This is a genomic window from Streptacidiphilus cavernicola (genome assembly GCF_042510955.1).
Classification (GTDB): Bacteria; Actinomycetota; Actinomycetes; order Streptomycetales; family Streptomycetaceae; genus Streptacidiphilus; species Streptacidiphilus cavernicola.
In genome coordinates this window covers 102,062-128,269 of sequence record NZ_JBHFAB010000004.1, presented here as the reverse complement: position 1 = coordinate 128,269, position 26,208 = coordinate 102,062, and the positions used below count along the sequence as shown (strand labels likewise).

Here is a 26,208-nt window from a genome sequence, read left to right as displayed (position 1 = left end):
TCTCGCTGGGGCCACCCGGCGCGGGTGGGGACGGAGACCAAGAACCGCACCCCTGGTTGTGGGTTCCCTACAGTGCGGCATCGTCGCGGCCCGTGCAGGTCAGGTGGCCTGCAGTCGTCCCAGGGCGAGGGCGATGCGCAGGGTGAACGCGGAGCGGACGTCGCTGGGCGCGTAGCCGGTGACATCGGTCACACGACGTAGGCGGTAGCGGACGGTGTTGGGGTGTACGAACAGCATGCGGGCCGCGCCCTCCAGCGAGGAAGCCTGCTCCAGGTAGACGGAGAGCGTGTCGAGCAGCGCTGAACCGGCCTCGTCAAGCGGGGTGTAGATCTCCTCCACCAACTGCTGCCGGGCGGCCGGGTCGCCGGCCAGCGCGCGCTCCGGCAGCAGGTCGTCGGCGAGGACCGGACGCGGGGCGTCCGGCCAGGCCGCGCAGGCCCGCAGCCCGGCCGCGGCGGCCTGGGCGGAGCGGGTCGCCGAGAGCAGGTCGCCGACGATCGGGCCGATCACCACCGGGCCCGCGGCGAACTGGCCGATCAGCGAGCGGGCGGCCGGGACCGGGTCGAAGACCCGGTCCGGGTTCTTGCCGCCGTCGCCGACCACCACGACCAGGCGGGCGCCGAGCACCCCGGTCAGCACGTGCAGCTTGGCGTGCCGGGCGGCCCGGCGGATCGCCTCCACCACCAGCTCGCTGTCCCCGGCCGGGGCGCTGCCCATCACCACCATCACCCGGTCCGGCGAGCCCCAGCCGAGGGCCGCGGCGCGGGACAGCACGCCCTCGTCGGCGTCGCCGGACAGCAGCGAGTTCACCACCAGGGCTTCCAGCCGGGCATCCCAGGCCCCGCGGGCCTCGGCGGCCTGCGCGTACACCTGGGCGGTGGCGAAGGCGATCTCCCGGGCGTAGACCAGGACCGCCTCGCGCAGGCCGTCCTCGCCGCCGGGGGAGGCGACCTCGTCGATGGCCTCCTCGACCACCTCGATGGTGGTGCGGATCATCTCCACGGTCTGACGCAGCGTCACCGCCCGGGTCAGCTCGCGCGGGGCGGTGCCGAAGACGTCGGTGCTGATCGCCTGCGGCGCCTCGGGGTGGCGGAACCACTCGGTGAACGCGGCGATGCCGGCCTGGGCCACCAGGCCGATCCAGGAGCGGTGCTCCGGCGGCATGTTGCGGTACCAGGACAGCTGCTCGTCCATCCGGGCGATGGCCGCGGTGGAGAGTTTGCCGGAGGCGCGTTCCAGCCGCTTCAGCGTGGCGGCGTGCCGCTCGGCGCGTTCGGCGGCGGTCCTGCGCTCTATGGCCGTGCCGCGGGGGGAGCCCCGGCGGACGGGAGTGTCGCCCGCGGGCTCGCCTGCGGCGGGCGGCGCGGCGGCCTTCTTCGCTGACGCGGTGGTCGCGGCGGACGCCGCGGTCGCGGACGCGGCGGCGGCGGACCTGGCGGGCTTCTTGGCAGGGGCGGCTGGCACAGGCACAAGACTGCCCTACCGACAGCACGATCCGCGCCGACCAGGCCCCGCGGACCGCGTGGCAACAGTCACAACGGAGGTGTGCGCTCCGCGCGGGGTGGCCGTTCCGGGGGGTGTGCGCTCCGCGCGGGGTGGCCGTCCCGGCGGGGTGCGCTCCGCGCGGGGTGTTCGCCCCGGCGGGGTGCTTTCCGCGCAGCGGCTTCGGCGGATCGGCCCACCGCTAACCCACACCCCCGCGCGGAGCGGACCCCCGCGGGGCGCGGGTGCTCGGTGGGGGCCGGGCGGTAACGTCCTGTCTCATGGCTGAGCTGGACGGTGTGCGGGTGGGTCGGGCGGGGGAGCGGTACCGCTCCACCCCGGCAGCGGGGATCGAGACGTGGCACGCGTTCTCCTTCGCCGGGCACTACGACCCCGCGAACACCCACTTCGGCGCGCTGCTGGCGTGCAACGAGGAGACCCTCGCGCCGGGCGCGGGCTTCACCCCGCACCCGCACCGGGACACCGGGATCGTCAGCTGGGTGGTCCAGGGCGCGCTGGCGCACCGGGACGACCACGGCCACGCCGCCGTGGTCCGGCCCGGCCAGGTGCAGTACCTGGGCGCGGGGGCGGGCGTGGTGCACAGCGAGGCCAACGCGGCAGGCGCGGACCAGCCGGTCCGCTTCCTGCAGTTCTGGCTGCAGCCGGACGCCTTCGGGGCTCCGCCCCGGTACGGGCTCCGCGCCGCCCCCGACGGCACCGGCCTGCTGCTGCTCGCCGACGGGGCGGAGCTGGGCCGCGCCGACGCCGCGCTGCACCTGCTGCGGCTCGGCCCGTACACCGCGCTGCCGCCGCTGCCCGCCGCGGCGTACCGCTATCTGCACCTGGTCCGCGGCGGTCTCGGCTTCCGGACCGCGGGCGGGCCGCGCGGGGTGGGTCAGGAGCTGGAGCCGGGCGACAGCCTGCGGCTCAGCGGCGCCGCCGAGCCGGTGGACCCGGTCGCGGGCCCGGACGGCGTCGAGGCCCTGCTGTGGACGATGGACTCGGCGCTGCGCTACGGCTGAAGCTCCCGCAGCACCGCGTCGGTGAACGGCGGCCACAGCTCGGCCGCCCAGGCGCCGAACGCGCGGTCGGTGAGCGCGACGCAGGCCGCCCCCGCCGCCGGGTCGACCCACAGGAACGTGCCGGTCTGGCCGAAGTGGCCGAAGGCGGTGGGGGCGCTGGTCGCGCCCATCCAGTGCGGGTCCTTGTGGTCGCGCAGGTCGAAGCCGAGGCCCCAGTCGTTGGGCCGCTGGTGGCCGAACCCGGGCAGCACCCCGTCCAGTCCGGGGAAGGCCACCGAGGCGGCCTCGGCCAGGGTGGTCGGGTGCAGCACCCGCGGCGCCAGCAGCTCCGCGGCGAAGCGGGACAGGTCGGCCGCGGTGGAGACGCCGCCCGCGCCGGCCGGACTCTTCGAGGCCGGGTCGATCGAGGTGGCGGCCATCTCCAGCGGCTCGAACACGGCCTCGGCCGCGTACCGGGCGAAGGGGATGCCGGTGGCCTTCTCCACGGTCTCGGCCAGCACGTCGAAGCCGGCGTTGGAGTAGAGCCTGCGGGTGCCGGGCGCGGCCATCTGCCGGTGCTCGTCGAAGCCGAGGCCCGAGGTGTGCGCCAGCAGGTGCCGGACGGTCGAGCCCTCGGGTCCGGCCGGCTGGTCCAGGTCGAGCGCGCCCTCCTCGACCGCGACCAGCACCGCGTAGGCGGTCAGCGGCTTGGTCACCGAGGCCAGCGGAAAGGGGTGCTGCTGCGGCCCGCGGGCCCCGGCGAGCGTGCCGTCCGCCCGTACCACCGCGGTCGCCGCGGTCGGCACCGGCCACTTGTCGATCATCAGCAGGCTGTCCATGGTGAACACCCTAGCGAGGGTCCCGGCCGCGCTTGCTTGGAGTGCACTCCAACTCGGTAGGTTCGAAGCATGTCACTGGCGATCGCAGTCGAACCACCGGAGCCCGACGACGGCGGACCCGACGACACCCCGCGCTACACCATCGGCGAGGTCGTCGCCAGGACCGGCCTGACCGCGCACACCCTGCGCTGGTACGAGCGGATCGGCCTGCTGGAGCACCCGGCCAGGTCGCACTCCGGGCAGCGCCGCTTCAGTGACCGCGACCTGATCTGGCTGGACTTCCTGGGCAAGCTCAGGCTGACCGCGATGCCGGTCGCCGACATGGTGCGCTACGCGGACCTGCGCCGGGAGGGCGAGCACACCGCCGCCGCCCGGCAGCAGCTGCTGATCGCGCACCGGGACGAGGTGCGCCAGCGGATCGCCGATCTGCAGGCCACCCTCCTGATCATCGACCACAAGATCGACTTCTATGCCGAAGGGCAGCAGACATGAGCAGCGAGAGCACCATCCCCACCACCGTGCTGGGCACGGACGGCCCGGTCGTCGGCCTGCAGGGCCTCGGCTGCATGGGCATGAGCGACTTCTACGGCGACACCGACACCGCGGAGGCGCTGGCCACCCTGGACCGCGCCCTGGAGCTGGGGGTCACCCTCTACGACACCGCCGACATGTACGGCTTCGGCGAGAACGAGAAGCTGATCGGCCCGTTCGTCCTGGCCAACCGGGACCGGGTGGTGCTGGCCACCAAGTTCGCCATCGAGCGCCGCGCCGACGACCCGACCCACCGGGCGGTCCGCAACGACCCGGCCTACATCCGGCAGGCCGTGGACGCCAGCCTGAGCCGGCTCGGCGTGGACGTGATCGACCTGTACTACATGCACCGGTACAACCCCGAGGTGCCGTTCGCCGAGTCGGTCGGCGCGATGGCGGAGCTGGTCCAGGCGGGCAAGGTGAAGTACCTCGGCCTCTCCGAGGTCACCGGCGCGGAGCTGCGCGAGGCGCACGCGGTGCACCCGATCACCGCCGTGCAGTCGGAGTGGTCGCTGTTCTCCCGCGACGTGGAGAGCACCGCGGTTCCGGCCGCGGCCGAGCTGGGGGTGGCCTTCGTGCCGTACTCGCCGCTCGGGCGCGGCTTCCTGACCGGGGCCTTCGCCAACGCGGCCGAGCTGGGCAGCGGCGACTTCCGGCACCACCAGCCCCGGTTCACCGGCGACAACGCCGCGCACAACGCGGCGCTGCTGGCCCCGGTGCTGAAGATCGCCGCCGCGCACGGGGCGAGCCCGGCGCAGGTGGCGCTGGCCTGGGTGCAGCAGCAGGCCGAGGTGCACGGGCTGACCGTGGTGCCGATCCCGGGCACCCGCAAGCGCAGCCGGCTGGAGGAGAACACCGCGGCGACCGCGCTGCGGCTGACCGAGGAGGAGCTGGCCGCGCTGGAGCCGATCGCCGGGCAGGTCGCCGGCGAGCGCTACCCGGACATGTCCAGCACCTCGGCCGCCCGCGAGTAGCGGGTCACAGCCCGCTGACGCAGCCGCCGTTGTTGTTGGAGCAGACCACGTCGGTGTAGCGGTCCAGCGCGATGTCGGCGAAGTTCCGCAGGCTGGCGGTCCCGGCGGTGAGGTAGCCGTTGTGGCCCTCGGCCCCGGTCGAGGCGATCACGTGCGCGCCGAAGGCCGGGTCGGTCGGGTCCGCGCCGTGGCCGAGCCCGGCGACCTCCAGGTAGGGGACGTTGCCGATCCAGTCGCCGGGGTTGCGGGCGGTGGCCCAGAGCCGGACGCGGTCGCCGAGCGCGGCGGCGTCCGGCACGTCCATGCCGGGGCTGCCGAAAACCACCATGTCGGTGACCCCCTGCGGGGCGTGCACGTGCGGCGCGGTGAGGCCGCAGACCACCGAGCCGTAGGAGTGGCAGAACAGGGCCGGCGCGGTGGTCGGGTGCGAGGTCAGCGCCAGGCCGTCGAGCAGCCTGGCCAGCCGCGGCGCGGCGGCCTGGGCCAGCCGGGCGGTGGCCGCGTCCGCGCCCAGGCCGACCGGGGTGACGTAGCCGGACCACGCTATGACCGCGGTGCTGGTGCCGGGGGAGACCCGCTGCTCCTCGGCGCGCAGCGCCTGGCCCATCCCGGCCGCGCCCTTGAGCGGGTCGGTGGTGTCGCTGCGGTCGAAGTGCTGCAGGTCCATGTCCGAGCCGGGGACCAGCACCGACACCCGCTGGGCGGTGCCCAGGTCGCCGTACACCTCGGCGACCAGGCCGCGTCCGCGCGGGTCGAAGACCAGGAACTGGCGGCCGGGGATCAGCAGCTTGGTGAGCGTCGCGGCCTGCCCGGCCGCGATCGAGCGCTCGGTGCCGCTGAGCGCGGGATTGCCCGCCCGGTCCTGCTGCTTGGCCAGCTCCTGCTCCATCGCCAGTGCGTTCGCCTGGTAGCGCAGGGCCACCGGCGCGCCGTCGAAGTTGCCGACCACCAGCGGGTACGTCCGGACCAGCCGCTGCTGCTGGGCCGGGGTGAGCGAGGCGAAGAACGCGGCGACCTCGTCGGCGGTGGCGTGCGCCGGGTCCGGCATGGCCCGGCCGAGCGAGTCGTCGTGGCTCCAGGCGGCGCTGCCCGCGGGCGGGGTGGTGATCGCGATCTGCTCGTCCGAGACCGCGGCGCCCGCAGCCGCGGCCCCGGTGCCTGCGAGCACGGTGAAGGAGACCATCGCCGCTATCAGGGTGCGCCTGAACCGCATACGCGTGTTTCTCCTTGGACTTCCGGCGACCGTCGTACGGGACTGGCCCGGAGGTCTGGCGAGAGAGCTTCCGCGTCAGCCTAAGCGCTCGACCGGGGTGCGTACGGCGTACGCAATGTACTGAAACTGCGACAACCGTCACAACCAGCACCATTCGGCCTAGAGATTCACGGCTGCTTCACACGAACGGGCCGCCGTCCCGAGGGAGGGACGGCGGCCCGTTCGCGGTCGTGGCCCGGAGGCGTCAGCCGAACGGCGTCAGCTGTGCTTCCAGGTCACCGAGAAGGCGTTCCCGCCGGACAGGCCGGAGGTGGTGGCCTTGGTGGTGGAGCCGGAGGCCATGGTGATGTTGTCGGGCGAGAAGTTCCCGATCGGCTGGCCGTTGGCGGTGGCGCTGGTGAAGGACGCGGTGCCGAAGTTGGTCAGCGGCAGCACGCCGGAGCTGCTGGACGGGGCCTCGGCGATCACCTCGGCCGAGGCCAGCGCGGCGTTGCGCAGGGTCTTGGTGACGGTCTTGCTCCAGCCCTGGGTGGTGTCCGAGAGCTTCAGGGTGAAGGAGCCGCTGCCGCTCTCGGTGACCGAGGAGGTGAAGTGGTCGCCGGGGCGGACCTTGCCGGGGAAGTTCACCGGGTAGGCCGGGTACATCTCGTACCAGGCGTAGTACTGCGGGGAGCCGCCGGAGCAGTCCACCTCGCTGCCGGTCTGCTCGACCGAGTTGCTGCCGTCGCCGTCCAGGCCGATCCAGAAGCTGGAGTAGGTGGTGGCGCTGGTGCAGTGGCCGGTCGGCTGGACCCAGCTGGCGCTGACGCTGGTGAACTTGGCGCCGGTGGCGGCGTAGCCGGACCAGTTGGAGCTGGTGCTGTTCCGGATTCCGCCGCCCTGCGCCAGCATGTGGTGGCTGCCGGCCGCGGAGACCTGCATCGGCGCGTTGACGAAGGCGGGCGCGGCGGCGGCGACGCCGGGGGCGGCGCTGCCGAGGACGGCGAACAGGGTGGCGGACAGAGCGGTGACTCGACGGGTCGTCGACATGGTGCTCCTTGTCGCGGTGGGGGTTCCCCAAGATTGTCGGAGTTCCGTCAACCTAGCGCCCCTGTGACACCCCGCAGAGTGGTTTCTCGGTAAAGACTTCTGAATGGCCGAAAACCGCCGCCCGGCGACTGGAGCAGTCGCCGGGCGGCGGTTCGGTCACCTCAGTTGACGGAGGCTCAGGCGTCGCCGCCGGCCGCGCCGGGGTGGGCCGCCGAGACGTCCAGCAGCTGGTAGCGGTCGATCGCCGCCTTCAGCGCCGAGCGGTCGATCCGGCCCTGCTTGGCCAGCTCGGTGAGCACGGCCAGGACCACCGACTGGGCGTCGATGTGGAAGAACCGACGGGCCGCGCCACGGGTGTCGGCGAAGCCGAAACCGTCCGCGCCCAGCGACTGCCACTGGCCCGGGACCCAGCGCGAGATCTGGTCCGGCACCGCGCGCATCCAGTCCGAGACGGCCACGATCGGGCCCTCGGCGCCGGTCAGCTTGCTGGTGACGTACGGGACCCGCTGCTCCTCCTCCGGGTGGAGCAGGTTGAACTCCTCCGCTTCGACCGCGTCGCGGCGCAGCTCGTTCCAGGAGGTCGCCGACCAGACGTCCGCCCTGACGTTCCACTCCTCGGCCAGCAGCCGCTGCGCCTCCAGTGCCCACGGCACGCCCACACCGGACGCGATGATCTGCGCCGGGACCTGGCCGCCGGTGGCCGGGGCCACCTTGTGCAGACCCTTGAGGATGCCCTCGACGTCGACGTCCGCGGGCTCCGCGGGCATCAGCATCGGCTCGTTGTAGACCGTCATGTAGTAGAAGACGTCCTCGCCGTGCGGGTGCTCGGCGCTGCTGCCGTACATCCGCCGCAGACCGTCCTGGACGATGTGGGCGATCTCGTACCCGTAGGCCGGGTCGTAGGCCACCACGGCCGGGTTGGTCGAGGCCAGCAGCTGGCTGTGGCCGTCGGCGTGCTGCAGGCCCTCGCCGGTCAGCGTGGTCCGGCCGGCCGTGGCGCCGAGCACGAAGCCGCGGGCCAGCTGGTCCGCCATCTGCCAGAACTGGTCGCCGGTGCGCTGGAACCCGAACATCGAGTAGAAGACGTAGACCGGGATCAGCGGCTCGCCGTGGGTCGCGTAGGAGGACCCGGCGGCGATCAGCGAGGCGGTGCAGCCGGCCTCGGAGATGCCGTCGTGCAGCATCTGCCCGCTCGGCGACTCCTTGTAGGCGAGCAGCAGCTCGCGGTCCACCGACTCGTACTGCTGGCCCTGCGGGTTGTAGATCTTCGCCGAGGGGAACAGCGAGTCCATGCCGAAGGTGCGGTACTCGTCGGGGGCGATCGGCACGAAGCGCTTGCCGATCTCCTTGTCCCGCATCAGGTCCTTGAGCAGCCGGACGAAGGCCATGGTGGTGGCCATCTCCTGCTTGCCGGAGCCCTTCTTGAGCAGCTTGTACGTGTCGTCGCCGGGCAGCTCCAGCTTGACCGGGCGCACCTTGCGGGTCGGCATGTAGCCGCCCAGCTCGTTGCGCCGGTCGTGCATGTACTGGATCTCCTCCGAGTCGCGGCCCGGGTGGTAGTAGGGCGGGTAGCCCTCGTCCAGCTGCTTGTCGGTGATCGGCAGGTGCAGCCGGTCACGGAAGCGCTTGAGGTCCTCGGTGGTGAGCTTCTTCATCTGGTGGGTCGCGTTGCGGCCCTCGAAGTTCGGGCCCAGGGTCCAGCCCTTGACCGTCTGCGCCAGGATCACGGTCGGCTGGCCGACGTGCTCGCGGGCGGCCTTGAACGCTGCGTACACCTTGGCGTGGTCGTGGCCGCCGCGGCCCAGGTGCTGGATCTGCTGGTCGGTCAGGTCCTCGACCATCTTGCGCAGCCGCAGGTCGCCGCCGAAGAAGTTCTCCCTGATGTACGCGCCGGACTCGGTGGCGTACGTCTGGAACTGGCCGTCCGGGGTGCTGTTCAGCTTGTTCACCAGCACGCCGTCGCGGTCCTGCGCCAGCAGCGGGTCCCAGCTGCGGTCCCAGATCAGCTTGATGACGTTCCAGCCGGCGCCGCGGAACTGCGACTCCAGCTCCTGGATGATCTTGCCGTTGCCGCGGACCGGGCCGTCCAGGCGCTGCAGGTTGCAGTTGACCACGAAGGTCAGGTTGTCCAGGTTCTCGCGCGCGGCCAGGGACAGCTGGCCCAGCGACTCCGGCTCGTCCATCTCGCCGTCGCCGAGGAAGGCGTAGACGTGCGACTGCGAGGTGTCCTTGATGCCGCGGTCCTGCAGGTAGCGGTTCATCCGGGCCTGGTAGATCGCGCCCAGCGGGCCGAGGCCCATGGAGACGGTCGGGAACTCCCAGAAGTCCGGCATCAGCCGCGGGTGCGGGTAGCTGGACAGGCCGTACGGCGCCTTGGACTTCTCCTGCCGGAAGGAGTCGAGCTGCTGCTCGCTCAGCCGGTCCAGCAGGAAGGCGCGGGCGTAGATGCCGGGGGAGGCGTGGCCCTGGAAGAAGATCTGGTCGCCGGACTCGCCGTCGGCGTCCTTGCCCCGGAAGAAGTAGTTGAAGCCGACGTCGTAGAGCGACGCCGACGAGGCGAAGGTGGCGATGTGGCCGCCCACGCCGATGCCGGGGCGCTGCGCCCGGGACACCATCACGGCCGCGTTCCAGCGGGTCGCGTTGAGGACCTTGCGCTCGATCTCCTCGTTGCCGGGGAAGAACGGCTCGTTCTTGGTCGCGATGGTGTTGATGTAGTCCGTGCTGCGCATCTCGGGGACGGCGACACGCTTCTCGCGGGCGCGCTCGATCAGCCGCAGCATCAGGTAGCGGGCGCGTTCACGGCCCCGCTCGTCGATGGCGGCATCGAGCGATTCCAGCCACTCGCTGGTCTCCTCGGGATCGAAGTCCGGGACCTGGCTGGGCAGGCCGCCAATGATGATCGGGTTGCGATCGGATCCGGAAGCCACGCTGTTCCTTCACTGTCGGTCGAAGCTGGAGGTGGTGTCGCGCCGCCTCCATCGTGGACCGCAGGTCGAGAAACGTCATCTCTACCCATGGGTAACCGATTCCCGCGCCGGGACGTTTCCGTCCTTGAGCGCCCCTTTCGGGTGAAACCGGCATCCGTCCTGCACGCGGCGCCGTGGTGGGGCACCGAACGTACGACGAGGTGGCCCGACCTGAGCCACGTCATTGTGGTGGTGGTGGGCTGGGGGAGGGCCGATCTGAACTCTACGCCCGGTGGAGCCGTGCTCCGGTACGCTCCGCCGACCCGGCGCGGGGGGCGGCTCGGGGAGTGAGTCGGAGATCTATCGGGTAGGTGAGTCGGCAACCCGAGGTGCGAACCCGCCGCACCGGCTGATACTGGGGCAAATAGGCGTGATGTGTGTCACGCTCGACGGCGTGTCGCGCTGCGGCGCATCGTCGGAAGCGCGGGAACGGGCATCGGGTACTTGCGCTGAGCGCCCCGCCCGTGTGGACTACGGCCACAGCCCTGGCTTCAGTGGACAGGGTCGGATATAGGAGGCAATTCCCGTGAGCGCGACCGCGGACCCCGCGGAGGACAGGTCCAACCCGGCGAATCGCCTGGGTTTCCAGCCCGGACAGGTGGTCCAGGAGCTCGGCTACGACGACGACGTCGACCAGGATCTGCGTGAGGCCGTGGAGGACCTCACCGGAACAGAGCTCGTCGACGAGGACTACGACGACGTCGCTGACGCCGTGCTGATGTGGTTCCGTGAGGACAGCGAGGACGGCGACCTCACCGACGCCCTCGTCGACGCCCAGGAGTACTTGGTGGAGGGCGGCCTGGTCTGGCTGCTCAGCCCCAAGACCGGGCGTACCGGGCACGTCGAGGCGAGCGACATCGCCGAGGCCGCGCAGACCGCGGGCCTCTCCCAGACCAGCACCGTCGCCGTCAGCAAGGACTGGTCGGCCGTCCGGCTGGCCACGCCCAAGGCGGCCAATGCCAGGGCAGGCCAGCGCTGACGGGCTGACGGCGAGACTTCACGCGGCCCGTCCCGACGGGCAGCTGACCGCCCGGTCGGGGTTCGGACCTGTCCGGACGCCGACCGGGCGGTCGTGCGTCCGGGGCCGGGGATGCGGGCAGAATGCGGGGATGGACCGTCACCGCGGAGTCGCCACCGAACCGCTGCCGCCGCTGCGCAGCCGGCTGCTCGGGGCCTGGGACGCGCTGCTGGTGTTCGCCGGGGACGCGCCGCCGGAGCGGCTGGCCGAGCTGGCCGAGCTGGGCTCCTGGCCGGAGCGCCCGGTGCTGGCCCGGCTGATGGCGCAGGCGGCCGGTGAGCGGCCCGGCCCCGAGCCGGAGCGGCTGGACCACCGCGCGGACCGGCCCGCCGCGCTGCTGGCCGCCCTGGCCGAGGCGCGGACCCGCACCGCCGAGGCGCTGGAGCGGATCGCCGAGCGGCCCGAGCTGGCGCTGGTGTCGGCGGACTCGGCGCTGGGACCGCTGCCGCTGCTCACCCAGGTGCACGCGATGGGGCACGAACTGGCGCTGGCCGCGATCCGCTGCGGTTCCGGCGGCGGTTCCGGCGGGCGGGGGGTCGCGCCGGCGCCGGTGCCCGCGGCGGTCACCGACGCCGGGGTGGCCGCGATGGTCGACGTGGTCGGCGCGCTGGCCTGCCGGCAGGGCCTGCGGGTCGCCGCCGGGATCTGGGGCGAAGGAACCGGGGGCTGGAGCTTCCGGGCCGGGCCGGACGGCTGGCGCACCCTCCCCGGCCGACCGGACGACGTCCCCGGCGTCGAGGGCGCGGCGGCGACCGTGCTGGGCGTCCCGGCCGGGCGCGGCGCGCTGCCCGCGCTGCTGGCCAGGGGCGAGCTGAGACTGCACCGGATCGGCGGGCTGATGGCGCTGGCGCCGCTGGTGGAGCAGGTTCCCGGGCTGCCCGGAGGGGCCCTGCTACGGCGCGCGGTGGGCATGGTCGGCCTGCTCGGGCGGCTCCCCGGGGTGCGCTGACGGCCTGGTCGGGGCCGGTGCCGACCCCGTGGTGACGGACTGTCGGCGCGGAGTGGCAGGATGGCTCCGGGCACGACGTCCGCACGCATGATGAGAGGTACACATGGCTATCGAGGTCGGCACCGAGGCTCCGGACTTCGAGCTGAAGAACCAGCACGGCGAGCTGGTCAGGCTCTCCGACTTCCGCGGCGAGAAGAACGTCGTGGTGGTCTTCTACCCGTTCGCCTTCACCGGCGTCTGCACCGGCGAGCTGTGCAGCCTGGAGAAGGAGCTCCCGCGGTTCCAGAACGACGACGTGCAGATCCTGGCCGTCTCCAATGACTCGCCGTTCACGCTGCGCGTGTTCGCCGAGAAGGAGGGGCTGGAGTACCCGCTGCTGTCCGACTTCTGGCCGCACGGCGCGGCCTCCCGCGCCTACGGCGTGTTCGACGAGGAGAAGGGCTGCGCGGTCCGCGGCACCTTCGTGGTCGACAAGGGCGGGGTGGTCCGCTGGTCCGTCGTCAACGGCCTGCCGGACGCCCGTGACCAGCAGGAATACCTGAAGGCCCTGGCCGCGCTCTGACCCGTCGGCGCCCCGGTTCCGACCCGGCGGCGCGATTCGGCAAGACGCTCGTGCGGTGCGGCTGCGGTATCCGGGAACCGGCCACTACGATCGATCCGTTGGCTGGACAGGAACCGCAACCGCACCAACGGGGGCACGGCGAAGTGCTCCCCCTGCAACTGGAGGACTCGTGGGTGTCAGCCTCAGCAAGGGTGGCAATGTCTCGCTCAGCAAGGAGGCGCCCGGCCTGACCGCGGTCCTCGTAGGTCTTGGCTGGGAGGCCCGTACCACCACGGGCGCCGATTTCGACCTCGACGCCAGCGCGATCCTGACGTCCGAAACCGGCAAGGTCGTCTCGGACAAGGGTTTTGTGTTCTACAACAACCTCAAGTCCGACGACGGCTCGGTCGAGCACACCGGTGACAACACCACCGGTGAGGGCGAGGGCGACGACGAGGTCATCAAGGTGAACCTGGCCGCCGTCCCGGCGACGGTCCAGAAGATCGTCTTCCCGGTCTCGATCTACGACGCCGAGGCCCGCGCGCAGAGCTTCGGCCAGGTCCGGGATGCCTACATCCGGATCGTCAACCAGGCGGGCGGCCAGGAGATCGCGCGCTACGACCTCTCCGAGGACGCCTCCACCGAGACCGCCATGGTCTTCGGCGAGCTGTACCGGAACGGCGCGGAGTGGAAGTTCCGCGCCATCGGCCAGGGCTACGCCTCGGGCCTGCGCGGCATCGCGCAGGACTTCGGCGTCAACGTCTGACCCGCTCTCAGCTGGGCACTGTTTCACCTGAGGCACCGTTCGACCGGTTTTTGGGATCAGCAGTTCGGGATCGCAGACGGGCCGCCGGCGCCGCGGCCCGCGGGGGCCGCCGCGTCGGCGGCCTGTTTCCCTAGGGAGGGAACAGATTCATGGGTGTCACACTCGCCAAGGGCGGCAACGTCTCGCTGTCCAAGGCCGCGCCCAACCTCACCGCCGTGCAGATCGGGCTGGGCTGGGAGGCGAGGGCGACCACCGGCGCGGCCTTCGACCTCGACGCCAGCGCGCTGCTCTGCGCCAACGGCCGGGTGCTCGGTGACGAGTACTTCGTCTTCTACAACAACCTCAAGAGCCCGGACGGCTCGGTCGAGCACATGGGCGACGAGCTGGTCGGCGGCACCGGGGCGGACGACGACGAGGTGGTCAAGGTCCACCTGGCGCAGGTCCCGCCGCAGGTCGACAAGATCGTCTTCCCGGTCTCCATCTACGAGGCCGAGGCCCGCGGGCAGAACTTCGGCCAGGTTCGCAACGCCTACATCCGGGTGCTGAACCAGGCCGACGGAACCGAACTGGCCCGTTACGACCTCTCCGAGGACGCGTCCAACGAAACCGCGATGATCTTCGGTGAGCTGTACCGCTACAACGGCGAGTGGAAGTTCCGCGCGGTAGGGCAGGGGTACGCGTCCGGGCTCCGGGGCATCGCCCTAGACTTCGGGGTTAACGTTCAGTAAGAAAATCTTGCGGGCAGGGCGGGGAACGTCGGGGATCGCTTCCACGGGCGTGGAGGGCGGTCCCCGCAACTGTGGCTGCCGCACCTGACAGAAAGGTTCAGGCACCCAGTGCTCCTCCGTACTTTCGGGTGGTCCTTCGGGATCACCCTGATCGGCCTCGCGGCAGCCGCGTACTTCTGGGGGGCGGACGGCTTCGGCGTCGTCCTGATCCTCTCGGTACTCGAGATCTCGCTGTCGTTCGACAATGCCGTCATCAACGCCACCATCCTCAAGCGGATGACGCCGTTCTGGCAGAAGATCTTCCTCACCGTCGGTGTGCTGATCGCCGTCTTCGGGATGCGGCTGATCTTCCCGCTGCTGGTCGTCGCGCTGACCGCGCACATCAACCCGGTCGCGGTGGTCCAGCTGGCGCTGGACTCCACCAAGACCCAGAACGGGATGACCTACGCCCAGCACCTGGACGCCGCACACCCAGCGATCGCCGCGTTCGGCGGGATGTTCCTGCTGATGATCTTCCTGGACTTCATCCTGGGCGAGAAGGAGGTCCAGTGGCTGCACTGGATCGAGCGCCCGCTGGAGAAGATCGGCAAGCTGGACCAGCTGTCGGTGGTCGTGGCGATGATCGTGCTGATGCTCTCCGCCCGCTTCTTCGCCGGGGGCGGCGCGGAGACCGTGCTGCTCGCCGGGGTCGCCGGACTCACCACCTACCTGCTGGTCGGCGGGCTCTCCAACCTCTTCGAGGAGGCGGGCGACGAGGACGAGGAGTCCGAAGAGGCCGAGGACGGCGCGGAGGCCGCGGCGCCTGCCGCCAAGAACGGCAAGCCCGCCATCCTGGTGGCCGGCAAGGCCGCGTTCTTCCTGTTCCTCTACCTTGAGGTGCTCGACGCCTCGTTCTCCTTCGACGGCGTCGTCGGCGCGTTCGCGATCAGCCAGGACATCTTCCAGATCACCCTGGGCCTGGGCATCGGCGCCATGTACATCCGCTCGCTGACGGTCTACCTGGTCCGCCAGGGCACCCTGGACGACTACGTCTACCTGGAGCACGGCGCCCACTACGCCATCGGCGCGCTGGCGGTCATCCTGATGGTCTCCATCAAGTACACCATCCCGGAGATCGTCACCGGCCTGATCGGCGTGGCCTTCATCGGCCTCGCCCTGATCGCCTCGCTGCTGCGCAACAAACGCCTGGCAGCGGCGGGGGACGTACCGGAGCTGTAGGTCTTGCCCTTCCCGGGAGCCCCGCCGCCCTCGTGCGGCGGGGCTCCCGGCAGGTTGGGGGCAAGCGGACCGGCGGACGCGGCGCGGAGAGGCGGGCACGGTGGGTGAAGCGGAGTGGGTACGCGGGTTCTGGCGGGAGCTGGGGCTGCCGGGGCTGGTGGACGTGCACACGCACTTCATGCCGGAACGGGTGCTGGCCAAGGTGTGGGCCTACTTCGACGCCGCCGGGCCGCTGGTCGGGCGTGAGTGGCCGATCACCTACCGGGCCGAGGAGGACGAGCGGATCGCCACCCTGCGGTCGTTCGGGGTCCGGACCTTCACCGCGATGCTGTATCCGCACAAGCCCGCGATGGCGGCCTGGCTGAACGCCTGGGCCCGGGAGTTCGCCGCCCGCACCCCCGACTGCCTGCACACCGCCACCTTCTTCGCCGAGCCCGAGGCCGCCGGGTACGTACGGCAGGCGGTCGAGGACGGTGCGCGGGTGTTCAAGGCGCACCTCCAGGTCGGCGGCTACGACCCCAACGACGCACTGCTGGAGCCGGTCTGGGGCCTGCTCGCCGAGGCCGGGATCCCGGTGGTGGCGCACTGCGGTTCGGGGCCGGTCCCGGGGAAGCACACCGGGCCCGAGCCGATCGCCCGGCTGCTCGGTCGGCACCCCGGCCTCCGGCTGATCGTCGCGCACATGGGGATGCCCGAGTACGGCGACTTCCTCGACCTCGCCGCCCGCCACCCCGGCGTGCACCTGGACACCACCATGGCCTTCACGGACTTCAGCGAGGCCATGGCGCCCTTCCCGCCGGACCAGCGCCCACGGCTGGCGGAGGCCGGCGACCGGATCCTGCTGGGCACCGACTTCCCCAACATCCCCTACCCGTACCGGCACGCGCTGGAGTCGCTGGCCCGGCTCGACCTGGGCCCGGACTGGCTCCGTGCCGTCTGCCACGACAACGCCGCCCGGCTGTTCGGGCTCTGACGCCCCATCAAGACTGACGCCTGATCAAGACTGACGCCCGGTGCAGGACTGACGCCCGGTCAGGGCCGCCGGTGCCCGGAGGGGGCGAAGCGGAGGGTCAGGATCTGCTCCAGCGCGGCCCGGGTGGCGACCGAGACCGCGCCGGTCAGCACCGCGGCGTCGCCCAGCGCGGAGACCTCGACCCGGGGCGGGTAGGGCAGCCGGGCCGCCAGCCGTTCGCGGACCCGGTCCAGCAGCAGGTCGCCGTTGAGGCCGATGCCGCCGCCGAGCACCACCAGCTCCACGTCCACCACCGCCGCCACCGGGGCCAGGTAGCCGGTGATCCGGCGGGCCTCCTCGTCCAGCACCGCTGCCGCGCCCGGGTGGCCCTCCCGGGCCAGTGCGAAGACCTGCTCGGTGGTCAGCGGGCCCGCGGCTGCCTCCTCCGGCAGCAGCTCCACCGCGAAGTGCAGCAGCGAGGCGGCGCAGGGGTCCTGATCTTCGAACCGGTCCGGGTCCACCGCGCTGTCCAGCTCCCCGGCCGCCCCGGCGAAGCCGCGGTGCAGCTCGCCGTGCAGCACCAGGCCCGCGCCCACGCCGGTGCCGACCGAGAGGAAGGTGAAGCTCTCGGCGTCGGTGCCGGTGCCGTGCCGCTGCTCGCCCAGGGCGGCGAGGTGGATGTCGTTCTCGATGGTGACCGGGAGCCCGAGCGCGGTCTCGAACGCCTGCTGGGCGGTGAAGCCGTCCAGCGAGGGGATGTTGGCGGCCTGCCAGATCCGGCCGTCGCGGCGGTCCACCACCCCGGGGACGCCCACGGCGGCGTGCGCCAGGGCCGAGCGGCCGATCCCGGCCTCGGTGCACAGCTCGTCGGCCAGCTCGCCCGCGGCCAGCACTATCCGCGGCGCGTCCAGGCCCTCGACGGTCACGTCGCGGCGGATCCGCACCGTCCCGTCCAGGTCGGCGACCGCGCCGCGGAGCCGGCGCGCGCCGACGTCCAGCGCCAGCACGTAGGCGGCCTCGGGGCGCGGGGCGAAGAACAGCGCGCCGTAGGTGGGGCCGAGCTCGGCCCGGACCGTCTCGGAGACCAGGCCCATCTCCAGGAGGTCCTGGAGCAGCGCCGAGACGGTCGGCTTGGAGATGCCGGTCCGCCGGGCGATCTCCGCGCGGGAGACCGGGGGAACGGCTCGGATCACGTCGAGGACGGTCCGGAGGTTGATCTCCTTGAGCGTGGAGGAGGTCGCGGGCCTGGCAATCATGAACACACTTTAGTGCTCTTGCCAGGCCCGGCCGTCAGGACCCTTCAAAAGCGGCCGGTGGTAGTACTAGCCGAACTGCTGCTCCAGGTCCTTGAGCTTCTTCTCCAGCGAGTCCAGCCGCGGCAGCGGCTCCTCCTCGCCCCCGGTGGAGTAGCCGGCCGAGGAGGACGGCGCCTCCAGCGCGTCGGTGCGGCGGCGCCGGGACGGCAGCCCCCGGGGCTCGGCGGGCTCCAGCGCGGCGGCGGCCTCGCTGTTGCCGGAGGCCTCCAGCGTGGTCAGCTCGCGCAGCGGGGCCGAGCGCGAGATCGCCTTCAACTCGGCCCGCTCACGCCGGTTCTCGCTGCGCTGACGGGCGGCGTTGGCCTCCCGCTCGCGCTTGTCCTCGCGGACCTCCTCGACCGCGTCGTCCAGGGTGCGGACATTCTCCAGCAGCATCAGCGACCAGGCCTGGTAGGTCTCGATCGGCGCGCGCAGCCAGCGGACCATCCGGATCTGCGGCAGCGGGCGGGGCACCAGGCCCTGTTCGCGCAGCGCGGCCCGGCGGGTCTGCTTCAGCGCGCGGTCGAACAGCACCGCGGCGGACAGCGACATCCCGGCGAAGAACTGCGGGGCGCCGTTGTGGTCCCCGCCGCGCGGCGCGTGCACCCAGTTGAACCAGGCCGAGGCCCCGGCGAAGAGCCAGACCAGCATCCGGGAGCCGAGCGCGGCGTCGCCGTGGCTGGCCTCGCGGACGGCCAGCACCGAGCAGAACATCGCGGCGCCGTCCAGACCGAACGGGACCAGGTACTCCCAACCGCCGGTGAGGTTGAGGTTCTCCCGGCCGAAGCCGACCAGGCCGTGGAAGGACAGCGCGGCGGCGACCGAGGCGCAGGCGAACAGCAGCACGTAGGACGCGCTCCCGTACAGCCGTTCCTTGCGGCGGCGGCGCTCCTCGCTGCGCTCCCAGGCGTCGGCGGGCTCCGCGGCGTGCTTGGGCTTCTTGGTGCGCAGCAGGCTCATCACCACGGCGATGACCAGGGCGATCGCGCAGCCGACGGCCAGCCACACCAGCTGTATGGATGTAAGGGTCATACCGGGTCAGCCTCGGCTTCGGGATCGGTCGGCACTCAGGGCAGGGGATGCGACGGCGGTGTCTCCCCCGGGGCGGCGTATGTGACGCCGCGACACGCGTGCGAGGAGACGATATCGCGTCGGCAGAGCACGCATCGTACGGGTGAGGCAGTTGTGACCACCAGTCATTCGGGGGACCGAGTCGGTACGGGTCCGGGCGCGGGATGCGGCAGAGTGGTGCGGCAGGGCCCGGAACTGGGTAACTCGCAGGTGGAGTCCCGGAGTCGGGGCGTTCGGGGTGGACCGCGGAGAGCATGCGGAGAGTGGGGGAACATGGCCGGGTTGAGGGACTTCCTGAACAAGTCCGACCCGTTGTTCAGCGCGTCGAACGGTCGGCTGACCCTGACCAAGGGCTCACCCTCGGTGTCGCTGACCGAACTCGGCACGGGCGCGGGCACCTTGCAGGTCAATCTGCACTGGACCGCGCGCCAGGTCGAGTCGATGGCGCGTCCGCCGGGGAACGGCTGGCGCGGGCTGCTGCGGCCAACCCTGTTCAAGCCGATGGAGATGCCGTCGTCGGGCAGTCAGATCGTGGCCGTGGACCTGGACCTGGGCTGCCTGTACGAACTGGCGGACGGCACCAAGGGGGTGGTCCAGCCGTTGGGCGGCCTGTTCGGCGACCTGCAGCGGGCGCCGTACATCAGGCTCAGCCGGGACGACCGGTCGGGCGCGCCCTCGGGCGAGATGATGTACATCGACCTGGCGAAGAAGGAGATGTTCAAGCGGATTCTGATCTTCGTCTACATCTATGACGAGACGCCCGCCTTCGACCGGGCCCACGCGGTGGTGACGCTGTTCCTGCCCGGCGGCCCGCCGATCGAGGTCAAGCTCGACGAGCGGGCACCGCAGGCGCGGTCCTGCGCGGTGGCGCTGATCGAGAACCGGGACGGGAATCTGACGGTCCGTCGCGAGGCCAAGTACGTGTACGGGTTCCAGGCCGAGCTGGACCGGCTCTACGGCTTCGGCATGCAGTGGCAGCGCGGGTACAAGCCGGTCAGCGGGTAGCGGCTGGTTGGGGTACCGGCCCGCGTCAGCGGTGGGCGCCCTGGAACTGCGGGCCCTGGAGCGGCAGCGCGAAGTCGGGCGGCTCGGGCAGCAGCCCCGGCTGCGGCGGGGGGTAGCCGTAGCCCGAGGGCTGCTGGACCGCGGGCTGCGGGGACGGCGGCGTCGGCGGCTGGGAGGGGAGTGGCGGGACGACGACCGGCTCGGGCCCGGCGGCGGGCTGCGCGGGTGACTGCGCAGGCTCGGCGGCGGGCTGCGCGGCGGCGGGTTCCGAGGTCGGCTGCGCGGGCGGGGACTGGGCGGGCGGGGACTGGAGCGGGGGTTGCCCGGCCTGCGCGGCCTGCTGCTCGGCCTCGGCCGGGTTCGGGGCCTGTGCTGTCTCCTCCTCGACCGTGATCCCGAAGTCCGTGGCGAGCCCGACCAGGCCGGACGAGTACCCCTGTCCGATCGCCCGGAACTTCCAACCGCCGCTCCTGCGGTACAGCTCCCCGCAGAGCAGCGCGGTCACCCCGGCGGTGTCGGTGATGTCGAAGCGGGCCAGCGCCTCCGCGTTCGGCCCGGCGGCGATGTCGTACAGCAGGATGCCCAGGCCGGTGACCTCGTCGAAGCTGCCGCGCTCGACCGAGGCGCCGATGACGACCCGGTCGACCTCCTCGGGCAGCTCGCCCAAGTGGACGTCGACGGTGTCGGTGACCTCCTCGCCGGTCCTGCTCTTGCGCCGGTGCCGGACCTGGCCGCTGGGGTGCCGGGGCTGGTTGTAGAAGACGAAGTCCTCGTCGGAGCGGACCCGTCCGTCCAGTGCGAGCAGCAGTGCCGACGCGTCCACGTCAGGGGTGCCGGAGACCGGGCGCCAGCGCAGCACCGCGCGCACCGCGGCGACGTTCGCGAGGGGGGTGTTCGAGCCCTTGGGCATGACCTTGGTCATCGCGAGTTGACGTACTCCCTCTTGGACGGCCCGGCGGTGTGAGGCACCAGGGTAGTGCCCGCCGCTCGGGCCGGGCCTTCCGCTGCTCGGCCGGGCTTGCCTGCGGGCGGTCCGGGGCGTCAGTATGCAGCACCCCGGCGAACCGGCCCGCCCGCCCGTTCGATGTGCAGGTTGTGTGTGTTAAGCGGCAGCCACGCTTGGGAGAACAACGTATTTCCGGGCTGATTTCTTACTGGTTCTTACGTACGATGAGCCGTCAACGGCCCCGGTGGACCCCGGACGTAGCACGTGTCTCGCAGACTCACCAGGGAAGGGGCCCATGCGCCATTTCAGCCAGCTCGACCGGGACACCCGGCGACGCCTCTTCCTGCGCGAGCCCGCGAGCTTCGACCGCGACAGCGAGCCCGCCGTGCTGTCGACCGCCCTGGGCGCCACCCTGTACTCCCCGGCCACCCGGCCGCGGCTGCTCGACGACATCCGCAAGCAGGCCGCCAACGGCGTCGTCTCCATGGTGCTCTGCCTGGAGGACGCGATAGACGACGCCGAGGTCGACGCCGCCGAGGCGAACCTGGTCCGGCAGCTGCCGCTGCTGGCCGCCGAGACGGGCGCCGGGACGGCTGCCGGCGGTTCGCAGGTCCCGCTGCTGTTCGTCCGGGTCCGGCGGCCCGAGCAGATCACCGACCTGGCCGCCCGGCTGGGGTCCGCGCTCCCGGTGCTGTCCGGCTTCGTGATGCCCAAGTTCACCGAGGAGACCGGCCTGCCCTTCCTGGAGGCGCTGGAGCAGGTCCGCAGCGGCACCGGCCTGCGGCTGTTCGGGATGCCGGTGCTGGAGTCGCCCGAGCTGGCGCACCTGGAGACCCGGCAGGACACCCTGTCCGGGATAGCCCGGGTGCTGGAGAAGCACCGCGAGGCGATCCTGGCGGTCCGGCTCGGCGTGACCGACCTCTGCTCCGCGTACGGGCTGCGCCGCCCGCCGGACCTCAGCGCCTACGACGTGCAGCTGGTCGCCTCGGTGATCGGCGACGTGGTGAACGTGCTCGGCCGGGCCGACGGCACCGGATACACCGTCACCGGGCCGGTCTGGGAGTACTTCCCGGTGCAGGAGCGCAAGTTCAAGCCGCAGCTGCGGGCCACCCCGTTCGCCGGGACCGAGCCGCCGACCGACGGGGTCCGGCGCAAGCTGATCGCGCACGACCTGGACGGGCTGATCCGCGAGATCGAGCTGGACCGGGCCAACGGCCTGCTCGGCAAGACCTGCATCCACCCCACCCATGTGCCCGCGGTGCACGCGCTCTCCGTCGCCACCCACGAGGAGTGGTCCGACGCCGCGGACATCCTGCACCAGGACCGCGCGGGCGGCGGGGTGCTCCGGTCGGCGTACACCAACAAGATGAACGAGGTGAAGCCGCACCGGGCCTGGGCGCAGCGGGTGATGCTGCGTGCCTCGGTGTTCGGCGTCTCCCGGGAGGGCGTGACCTTCGCCGAGCTGCTCGCTGCCTGCCTGTGCCCGTGAGACCGTCGACCCTTGGCTGTGACCTGCCCTTATCCCCGAAGAACCACGCAGGACACCTGGGCGTCTCCTCCCTGTGATGGAGTGCTCGTGTGATGGAGTGGGGGAGCGCGGGCGGTGAAGAGCGGGCTCGTACGACGGATGCACGATCGAGGGAAGCAGCACCATGACGGCTGAGGCTGAGCAGCAGGCACGCCCGCACGGGCACGCGCGGGAGCGGTGGGACGGGGTGTGGACCGGGGAGTGGGTCGAGCGGCGCCTCGGCGTCCGGCTGCCGGACCCGTCGGTGCGGGAGCTGCTGGGGCTGGCGCTGCGGCGCAACCCGCGCCGGGCGCAGCTGCTGGTGTCGCAGGTGCTCGGCAAGCACGTCCCGCAGCTGCCCTCGGTGGTCTACCGGGTCGGCTACGAGCTGGGTTTGACGGTACGTCAGCTGCTCGGCCCGGACGCCGCGGACGCGGCGGTGGTGCTGGGCTACGCCGAGACCGCGACCGGTCTCGGCCACTGCGTCGCCGACGGCCTCGGTGGGCCGGACCGGCCCGCCGCGCCGTACCTGCACTCCACCAGGCGGCCGGTGGCCGGGGTGGAGCCGGTGGGCGGCTTCGAGGAGGAGCACTCGCACGCCACCTCGCACCTGCTGCTGCCGGCCGACCCGGGCTTCCTCGGCGGGGGCGGACCGCTGGTCCTGGTGGACGACGAGCTGTCCACCGGCCGTACCGTGCTCAACACCGTCGCGGCGCTGCACCGGCGGTTCCCGCGGACCCGCTATGTCGTGGCCGCGCTGGTCGACCTGCGCGGGGACGCGGACCGCGAGCTGTTCGCCAAGACCGAGGCCGAGCTGGGCGTGCGCATCGAGGTGGCGGCGGTCGCCAGCGGCGTGGTGGAACTGCCCGAGGACGTGCTGGCACGGGGGGCGGCGCTGGTCGCCGCCGAGGAGACCCGGCAGGGCTGCGGGGTGCCTCCGGCCGGATCGCAGGCCCCGCTCACCCGGGTGGACCCGGGCTGGCCGAGCGGCCTCCCAGACGGAGGCCGGCACGGCTTCACCGCGGGTGACCGGCAGCGGCTGGACGCGGCGCTGCCGGGCATGGCCGAGCGCCTGGCGGAGGCTTTCAGCTGGCCAGGGGCGGGGGCGGCTTCCGCGGAGGGGTCGGCCGCCGCCGTGGGCCCGGCTCCGGCTGGCCTGGGCGGCGCTGTGGCAACCGTGCCGCGCAGGGTGCTGGTGCTGGGGTACGAGGAGCTGATGTACACGCCGCTGCGGCTGGCTGCCGCACTGCAGGAACGGTTCGCCGCGGCCTCTGCGCCCTCCGGCGACGTTGAGGAGGTCGAGTCCTCCAAGCCCGTTGGGCCCGTTGAGGTCCGTTTCTCGACCACCACCCGCTCCCCGGCGCTGACCGTGGACCACCCCGGCTACGCCCTCCGCACCCGGCTCGCCTTCCCCGCGCACGACGCCCCCGCCGACGGCGAGGGCCTGCGCTACGCCTACAACGTCGCGCCCGGCCGCGACCTCTCCCGTCGCTTCGACGCGATCGTGCTGGTCATCGATGACGCGGCCGACCGCGCCCCGCTGCACGCCCCAGGACGCGGCCTGCTCGACCGGCTGCGCCATGTCACCGACGAGGTACTGCTCGTGACCCTCCCCGCCCATCGTCCCCGGGCCGTCGCGGTCGCCCCCGCTTCCGCGCCCGCCGCTGTCGCCCCCGCTTCCGCGCCCGCCGCGCCCGCCGCGCCTGCGGCTGAAGCGTCCGCCGCAGGCTCCCCGCTCCCGGCGCCGCTGCACGGTCCCGCCTTCGGCTCCTACCGGGCCGACGAGGTGTCCTGGCTGCTCAAGGACCTTGCCGGGATCACTCTTGAGGCGCCGACCGAGGAGCGCGAGGAGGCGATCCAGCAGGGCGGGGCCCACTACGCCGAGTCGCTGCCGGTCGAGTACCAGCCGACCCCCGCCTACCAGCAGCTGTTCCAGCAGGCCCTGGCCGAGTCCGCGGGACGCATCGCCGAGGCGGTCGCGACCGTCACCGAGACCGTCCTCGCCGAACGCGGCCACGGCGCGGTCCTCGCCTCGCTGGCCCGGGCCGGGACCCCGGTCGGCATCCTGATGCGCCGCTGGGCCCAGCGGGCGCACGGGATCGACCTGCCGCACTACGCCGTCTCCATCGTCCGCGGCCGGGGCATCGACCCGACCGCCCTGCGCTACCTGGCGGACCGTCACGACCCGGCCGACGTAGTCTTCGTGGACGGCTGGACCGGCAAGGGCGCGATCACCAGGGAGCTGGCCGAGGCCCTCGCCGGGACCGGCTTCAACCCGGAGATGGCCGTCCTCGCCGACCCCGGCCACTGCGTCCGCACCTTCGGCACCCGCGAGGACTTCCTGATCCCCTCGGCCTGCCTCAACTCGACCGTCTCCGGCCTGGTCTCCCGGACCGTGCTGCGGGCCGACCTGATCGGCCCCGACGACTTCCACGGCGCGAAGTTCTACCGCGAGCTGGCCGACGCCGACGTCTCCAACCGCTTCCTCGACGCCGTGACCGAGCGCTTTCCCGAAGTCGCAGTCCCCGACGTCCGCGCCGGCGCTGCCGCGGACACGTCCGCCCGCGAACCCGACTGGTCCGGCTGGGCCGCCGTGGAACGCATCAGCGAGGAGTACGGCATCAACAGTGTGAACCTGGTCAAGCCAGGGGTGGGCGAGACCACCCGGGTCCTGCTGCGGCGCGTGCCGTGGCGCGTACTGGTCCGCGAGGGGGCGGAGGCCGAGCTGCGGCACGTCCGGCTGCTGGCCGAGCAGCGCGGCGTGCCGGTGGAGGTGGTCGGCGACCTGCCCTACAGCTGCGTCGGACTGATCCACCCCGAATACACGAGGGGCGCCACCGGCGACGGGGGGACGGCCGTATGACCGTCCTCAGGACTCCCGAGCGCCCTTCGTCGCAGCCCGCCCGCTTCCTGATCGGCAGCGACCTCGACCGCACGCTGATCTACTCGCCCCGGGCGCTGGCCCTGGACATGGCCGACGAGCAGGCGCCGCGGCTGCTCACGGTCGAGGTGCACCACGGCAAGCCGTTGTCGTTCATGACCGAGCGCTGCGCCGAACTGCTGGTCGAGCTGATCTCGGCGGCCGAGTTCGTCCCGGTCACCACCCGGACCCGGGCCCAGTACCAGCGGGTGCACCTGCCGGGACCGGAGCCGGAGTGGGCCCCGCGCTACGCGATCTGCGCCAACGGCGGCCAACTGCTGGTCGACGGGATCACCGACGAGGACTGGAACGCGCAGATCAGGGCCACCCTGGCGCAGAACTGCGCACCGCTGGACGAGATCGTGCACCACCTCGCGCTGTCGGCGGACCCGGAGTGGACGCTGAAGCGCCGGGTCGCCGAGGACCTCTTCGCCTACCTGGTGGTGGAGCGGGAACTGCTGCTGCCGGGCTGGGTCGCCGAGCTGACCGACTGGGCCGACGAGCGCGGCTACACCGTGTCGCTGCAGGGACGGAAGATCTACCTGGTGCCGCAGCCGCTGACCAAGTCCGCCGCGCTGGCCGAGGTCGAGCGGCGGACCGGCGCGTCCATGGTGCTCACCGCGGGCGACTCGCTGCTGGACGCGGAACTGCTGCTCGCCGCGGACGCGGGCTTCCGCCCCGGACACGGCGAGTTGGCCGACAGCGGCTGGACCGGGCCCGGGGTCACCGCCCTGGAGCAGGTCGGCGTCGCGGCGGGCGAGGAGATCGTCCGCCGCCTACTGGCCCGGGTCAGGGTCCGCACGGCGGTGGGGTAGGCCGGGCGCCGTACAGGCTGAGGGGTAAGCCTGTCACCGCACGGGCCGCGGTCTGGGCCCGGCACCGTACGGGCGGCGGTGTGGGTCCGGCACCGTACGGGCGGCGGTGTGGGTCCGGCGCCGTACGGGCGGCGGTGTGGGTCCGGCGCCGCAGGGGCGGACGTCAGCCGCAGCACCCTCCGCCGCAGCAGCCGCCGCCCCCGCCGCTTCCGGCGGGGGCGGCGCTGCTCCCGCCCGAGGCGGTGCCGGTCACCGCCACCATCGACATCAGCTTCACAGCGTCACCGTGCCCGGCCGGGCACATCGCCGGAGCGTCGGACTGGGACATCGGACGGCGAAGTTCGAACGTGGCGCCACAGGTACGGCAGCGGTAGTCATAGCGAGGCATGCCCGTACTCTACGACCTCCCACAAGCCCACGCCCCGGCCCGCCGTCCGGCCCG

At 72.4% G+C, this 26,208-nt stretch carries 23 protein-coding genes; 14 read left to right on the top strand and 9 right to left on the bottom strand.

From position 1 onward, the window contains the following. Positions 1-99: 99 nt before the first annotated feature. On the bottom strand, positions 100-1,296 hold the full coding sequence (locus ACEZDE_RS06890; protein WP_380533974.1) for a PucR family transcriptional regulator: 1,197 nt from the start codon (positions 1,294-1,296) through the stop codon (positions 100-102). 467 nt (positions 1,297-1,763) lie between these two features. Here ACEZDE_RS06890 and ACEZDE_RS06885 point away from each other — a divergent pair, with 467 nt between their 5' ends. Then, entirely contained in the window at positions 1,764-2,504 is a 741-nt protein-coding gene (locus ACEZDE_RS06885; protein WP_380533553.1) for a pirin family protein, read from the top strand. Here the strand turns inward: ACEZDE_RS06885 and ACEZDE_RS06880 are convergent. Next, the gene (locus ACEZDE_RS06880) at positions 2,495-3,322 is read right to left on the bottom strand and encodes a serine hydrolase domain-containing protein (protein WP_380533551.1); all 828 of its coding nucleotides are present in this window, start codon (positions 3,320-3,322) and stop codon (positions 2,495-2,497) included. The genes ACEZDE_RS06885 and ACEZDE_RS06880 overlap by 10 nt on opposite strands. Positions 3,323-3,391: 69 nt before the next feature. On the opposite strand from ACEZDE_RS06880, the gene ACEZDE_RS06875 reads away from it, so the two are divergent. Further along, positions 3,392-3,814: a MerR family transcriptional regulator gene (locus ACEZDE_RS06875; RefSeq protein ID WP_380533550.1), complete on the top strand. Its 423-nt coding sequence runs from the start codon at positions 3,392-3,394 to the stop codon at positions 3,812-3,814. Beyond that, a complete protein-coding gene (locus ACEZDE_RS06870; RefSeq protein WP_380533548.1) occupies positions 3,811-4,827 on the top strand; it encodes an aldo/keto reductase in 1,017 nt (338 codons plus the stop codon). Before ACEZDE_RS06875 ends, ACEZDE_RS06870 begins: the two co-directional genes overlap by 4 nt. Positions 4,828-4,831: 4 nt before the next feature. On the opposite strand, the gene ACEZDE_RS06865 is transcribed toward ACEZDE_RS06870, so the two are convergent. From ACEZDE_RS06865 to aceE, 3 genes are all read right to left on the bottom strand, one after another. Continuing rightward, entirely contained in the window at positions 4,832-6,040 is a 1,209-nt protein-coding gene (locus tag ACEZDE_RS06865; RefSeq protein WP_380533546.1) for an alpha/beta hydrolase, read from the bottom strand. Positions 6,041-6,298: 258 nt separating this feature from the next. Further along, the gene (locus ACEZDE_RS06860; protein ID WP_380533544.1) at positions 6,299-7,069 is read right to left on the bottom strand and encodes a G1 family glutamic endopeptidase; all 771 of its coding nucleotides are present in this window, start codon (positions 7,067-7,069) and stop codon (positions 6,299-6,301) included. A 176-nt stretch (positions 7,070-7,245) separates the two neighbouring features. Then, entirely contained in the window at positions 7,246-9,996 is a 2,751-nt protein-coding gene (gene aceE, locus ACEZDE_RS06855; RefSeq protein ID WP_380533542.1) for a pyruvate dehydrogenase (acetyl-transferring), homodimeric type, read from the bottom strand. A gap of 565 nt (positions 9,997-10,561) precedes the next feature. Here aceE and ACEZDE_RS06850 point away from each other — a divergent pair. The 7 genes from ACEZDE_RS06850 (at position 10,562) to ACEZDE_RS06820 (ending at position 16,228) form a co-directional block, all read left to right on the top strand. After that, positions 10,562-11,014 carry a DUF3052 domain-containing protein gene (locus ACEZDE_RS06850; RefSeq protein WP_380533540.1) on the top strand — a complete coding sequence of 151 codons (453 nt, stop codon included), beginning with the start codon at positions 10,562-10,564 and terminating at the stop codon, positions 11,012-11,014. A 130-nt stretch (positions 11,015-11,144) separates the two neighbouring features. After that, a complete protein-coding gene (locus ACEZDE_RS06845; protein ID WP_380533538.1) occupies positions 11,145-12,002 on the top strand; it encodes a hypothetical protein in 858 nt (285 codons plus the stop codon). A 103-nt stretch (positions 12,003-12,105) separates the two neighbouring features. Beyond that, on the top strand, positions 12,106-12,564 hold the full coding sequence (locus tag ACEZDE_RS06840; RefSeq protein ID WP_380533536.1) for a peroxiredoxin: 459 nt from the start codon (positions 12,106-12,108) through the stop codon (positions 12,562-12,564). 169 nt (positions 12,565-12,733) lie between these two features. Then, positions 12,734-13,309: a TerD family protein gene (locus ACEZDE_RS06835; RefSeq protein ID WP_380533535.1), complete on the top strand. Its 576-nt coding sequence runs from the start codon at positions 12,734-12,736 to the stop codon at positions 13,307-13,309. Positions 13,310-13,458: 149 nt separating this feature from the next. Next, positions 13,459-14,037: a TerD family protein gene (locus ACEZDE_RS06830; protein ID WP_380533533.1), complete on the top strand. Its 579-nt coding sequence runs from the start codon at positions 13,459-13,461 to the stop codon at positions 14,035-14,037. A gap of 108 nt (positions 14,038-14,145) precedes the next feature. Then, on the top strand, positions 14,146-15,255 hold the full coding sequence (locus ACEZDE_RS06825; protein ID WP_380533532.1) for a DUF475 domain-containing protein: 1,110 nt from the start codon (positions 14,146-14,148) through the stop codon (positions 15,253-15,255). Positions 15,256-15,355: 100 nt separating this feature from the next. Further along, on the top strand, positions 15,356-16,228 hold the full coding sequence (locus tag ACEZDE_RS06820; protein WP_380533530.1) for an amidohydrolase family protein: 873 nt from the start codon (positions 15,356-15,358) through the stop codon (positions 16,226-16,228). A gap of 59 nt (positions 16,229-16,287) precedes the next feature. Here the strand turns inward: ACEZDE_RS06820 and ACEZDE_RS06815 are convergent, their stop codons facing one another. Further along, positions 16,288-17,463, bottom strand: coding sequence for an ROK family transcriptional regulator (locus ACEZDE_RS06815; RefSeq protein WP_380533528.1), 1,176 nt, complete (start codon positions 17,461-17,463; stop codon positions 16,288-16,290). Positions 17,464-17,529: 66 nt separating this feature from the next. Next, the gene (locus ACEZDE_RS06810) at positions 17,530-18,534 is read right to left on the bottom strand and encodes a DUF2637 domain-containing protein (protein ID WP_380533527.1); all 1,005 of its coding nucleotides are present in this window, start codon (positions 18,532-18,534) and stop codon (positions 17,530-17,532) included. 312 nt (positions 18,535-18,846) lie between these two features. Between ACEZDE_RS06810 and ACEZDE_RS06805 the strand changes: the two genes are divergently transcribed. Continuing rightward, a complete protein-coding gene (locus ACEZDE_RS06805; RefSeq protein ID WP_380533526.1) occupies positions 18,847-19,578 on the top strand; it encodes a TerD family protein in 732 nt (243 codons plus the stop codon). A 25-nt stretch (positions 19,579-19,603) separates the two neighbouring features. Here ACEZDE_RS06805 and ACEZDE_RS06800 read toward each other — a convergent pair whose 3' ends face one another. Next, positions 19,604-20,500, bottom strand: coding sequence for a TerD family protein (locus tag ACEZDE_RS06800; RefSeq protein ID WP_380533524.1), 897 nt, complete (start codon positions 20,498-20,500; stop codon positions 19,604-19,606). A 319-nt stretch (positions 20,501-20,819) separates the two neighbouring features. Between ACEZDE_RS06800 and ACEZDE_RS06795 the strand changes: the two genes are divergently transcribed. From ACEZDE_RS06795 to ACEZDE_RS06785, 3 genes are all read left to right on the top strand, one after another. Beyond that, entirely contained in the window at positions 20,820-22,013 is a 1,194-nt protein-coding gene (locus ACEZDE_RS06795) for an HpcH/HpaI aldolase/citrate lyase family protein (RefSeq protein WP_380533522.1), read from the top strand. Between the two features lie 163 nt (positions 22,014-22,176). Further along, positions 22,177-24,894 (top strand): phosphoribosyltransferase, encoded by a 2,718-nt coding sequence (locus ACEZDE_RS06790; RefSeq protein ID WP_380533520.1) that lies wholly within the window; start codon positions 22,177-22,179, stop codon positions 24,892-24,894. Further along, complete coding sequence (locus tag ACEZDE_RS06785; RefSeq protein ID WP_380533518.1) at positions 24,891-25,766, top strand: HAD family hydrolase; 876 nt, start codon at positions 24,891-24,893, stop codon at positions 25,764-25,766. Before ACEZDE_RS06790 ends, ACEZDE_RS06785 begins: the two co-directional genes overlap by 4 nt. Before the next feature lie 163 nt (positions 25,767-25,929). Here the strand turns inward: ACEZDE_RS06785 and ACEZDE_RS06780 are convergent, their stop codons facing one another. Then, on the bottom strand, positions 25,930-26,154 hold the full coding sequence (locus tag ACEZDE_RS06780) for an FmdB family zinc ribbon protein (RefSeq protein ID WP_380533516.1): 225 nt from the start codon (positions 26,152-26,154) through the stop codon (positions 25,930-25,932). Between the last annotated feature and the right edge of the window lie 54 nt (positions 26,155-26,208).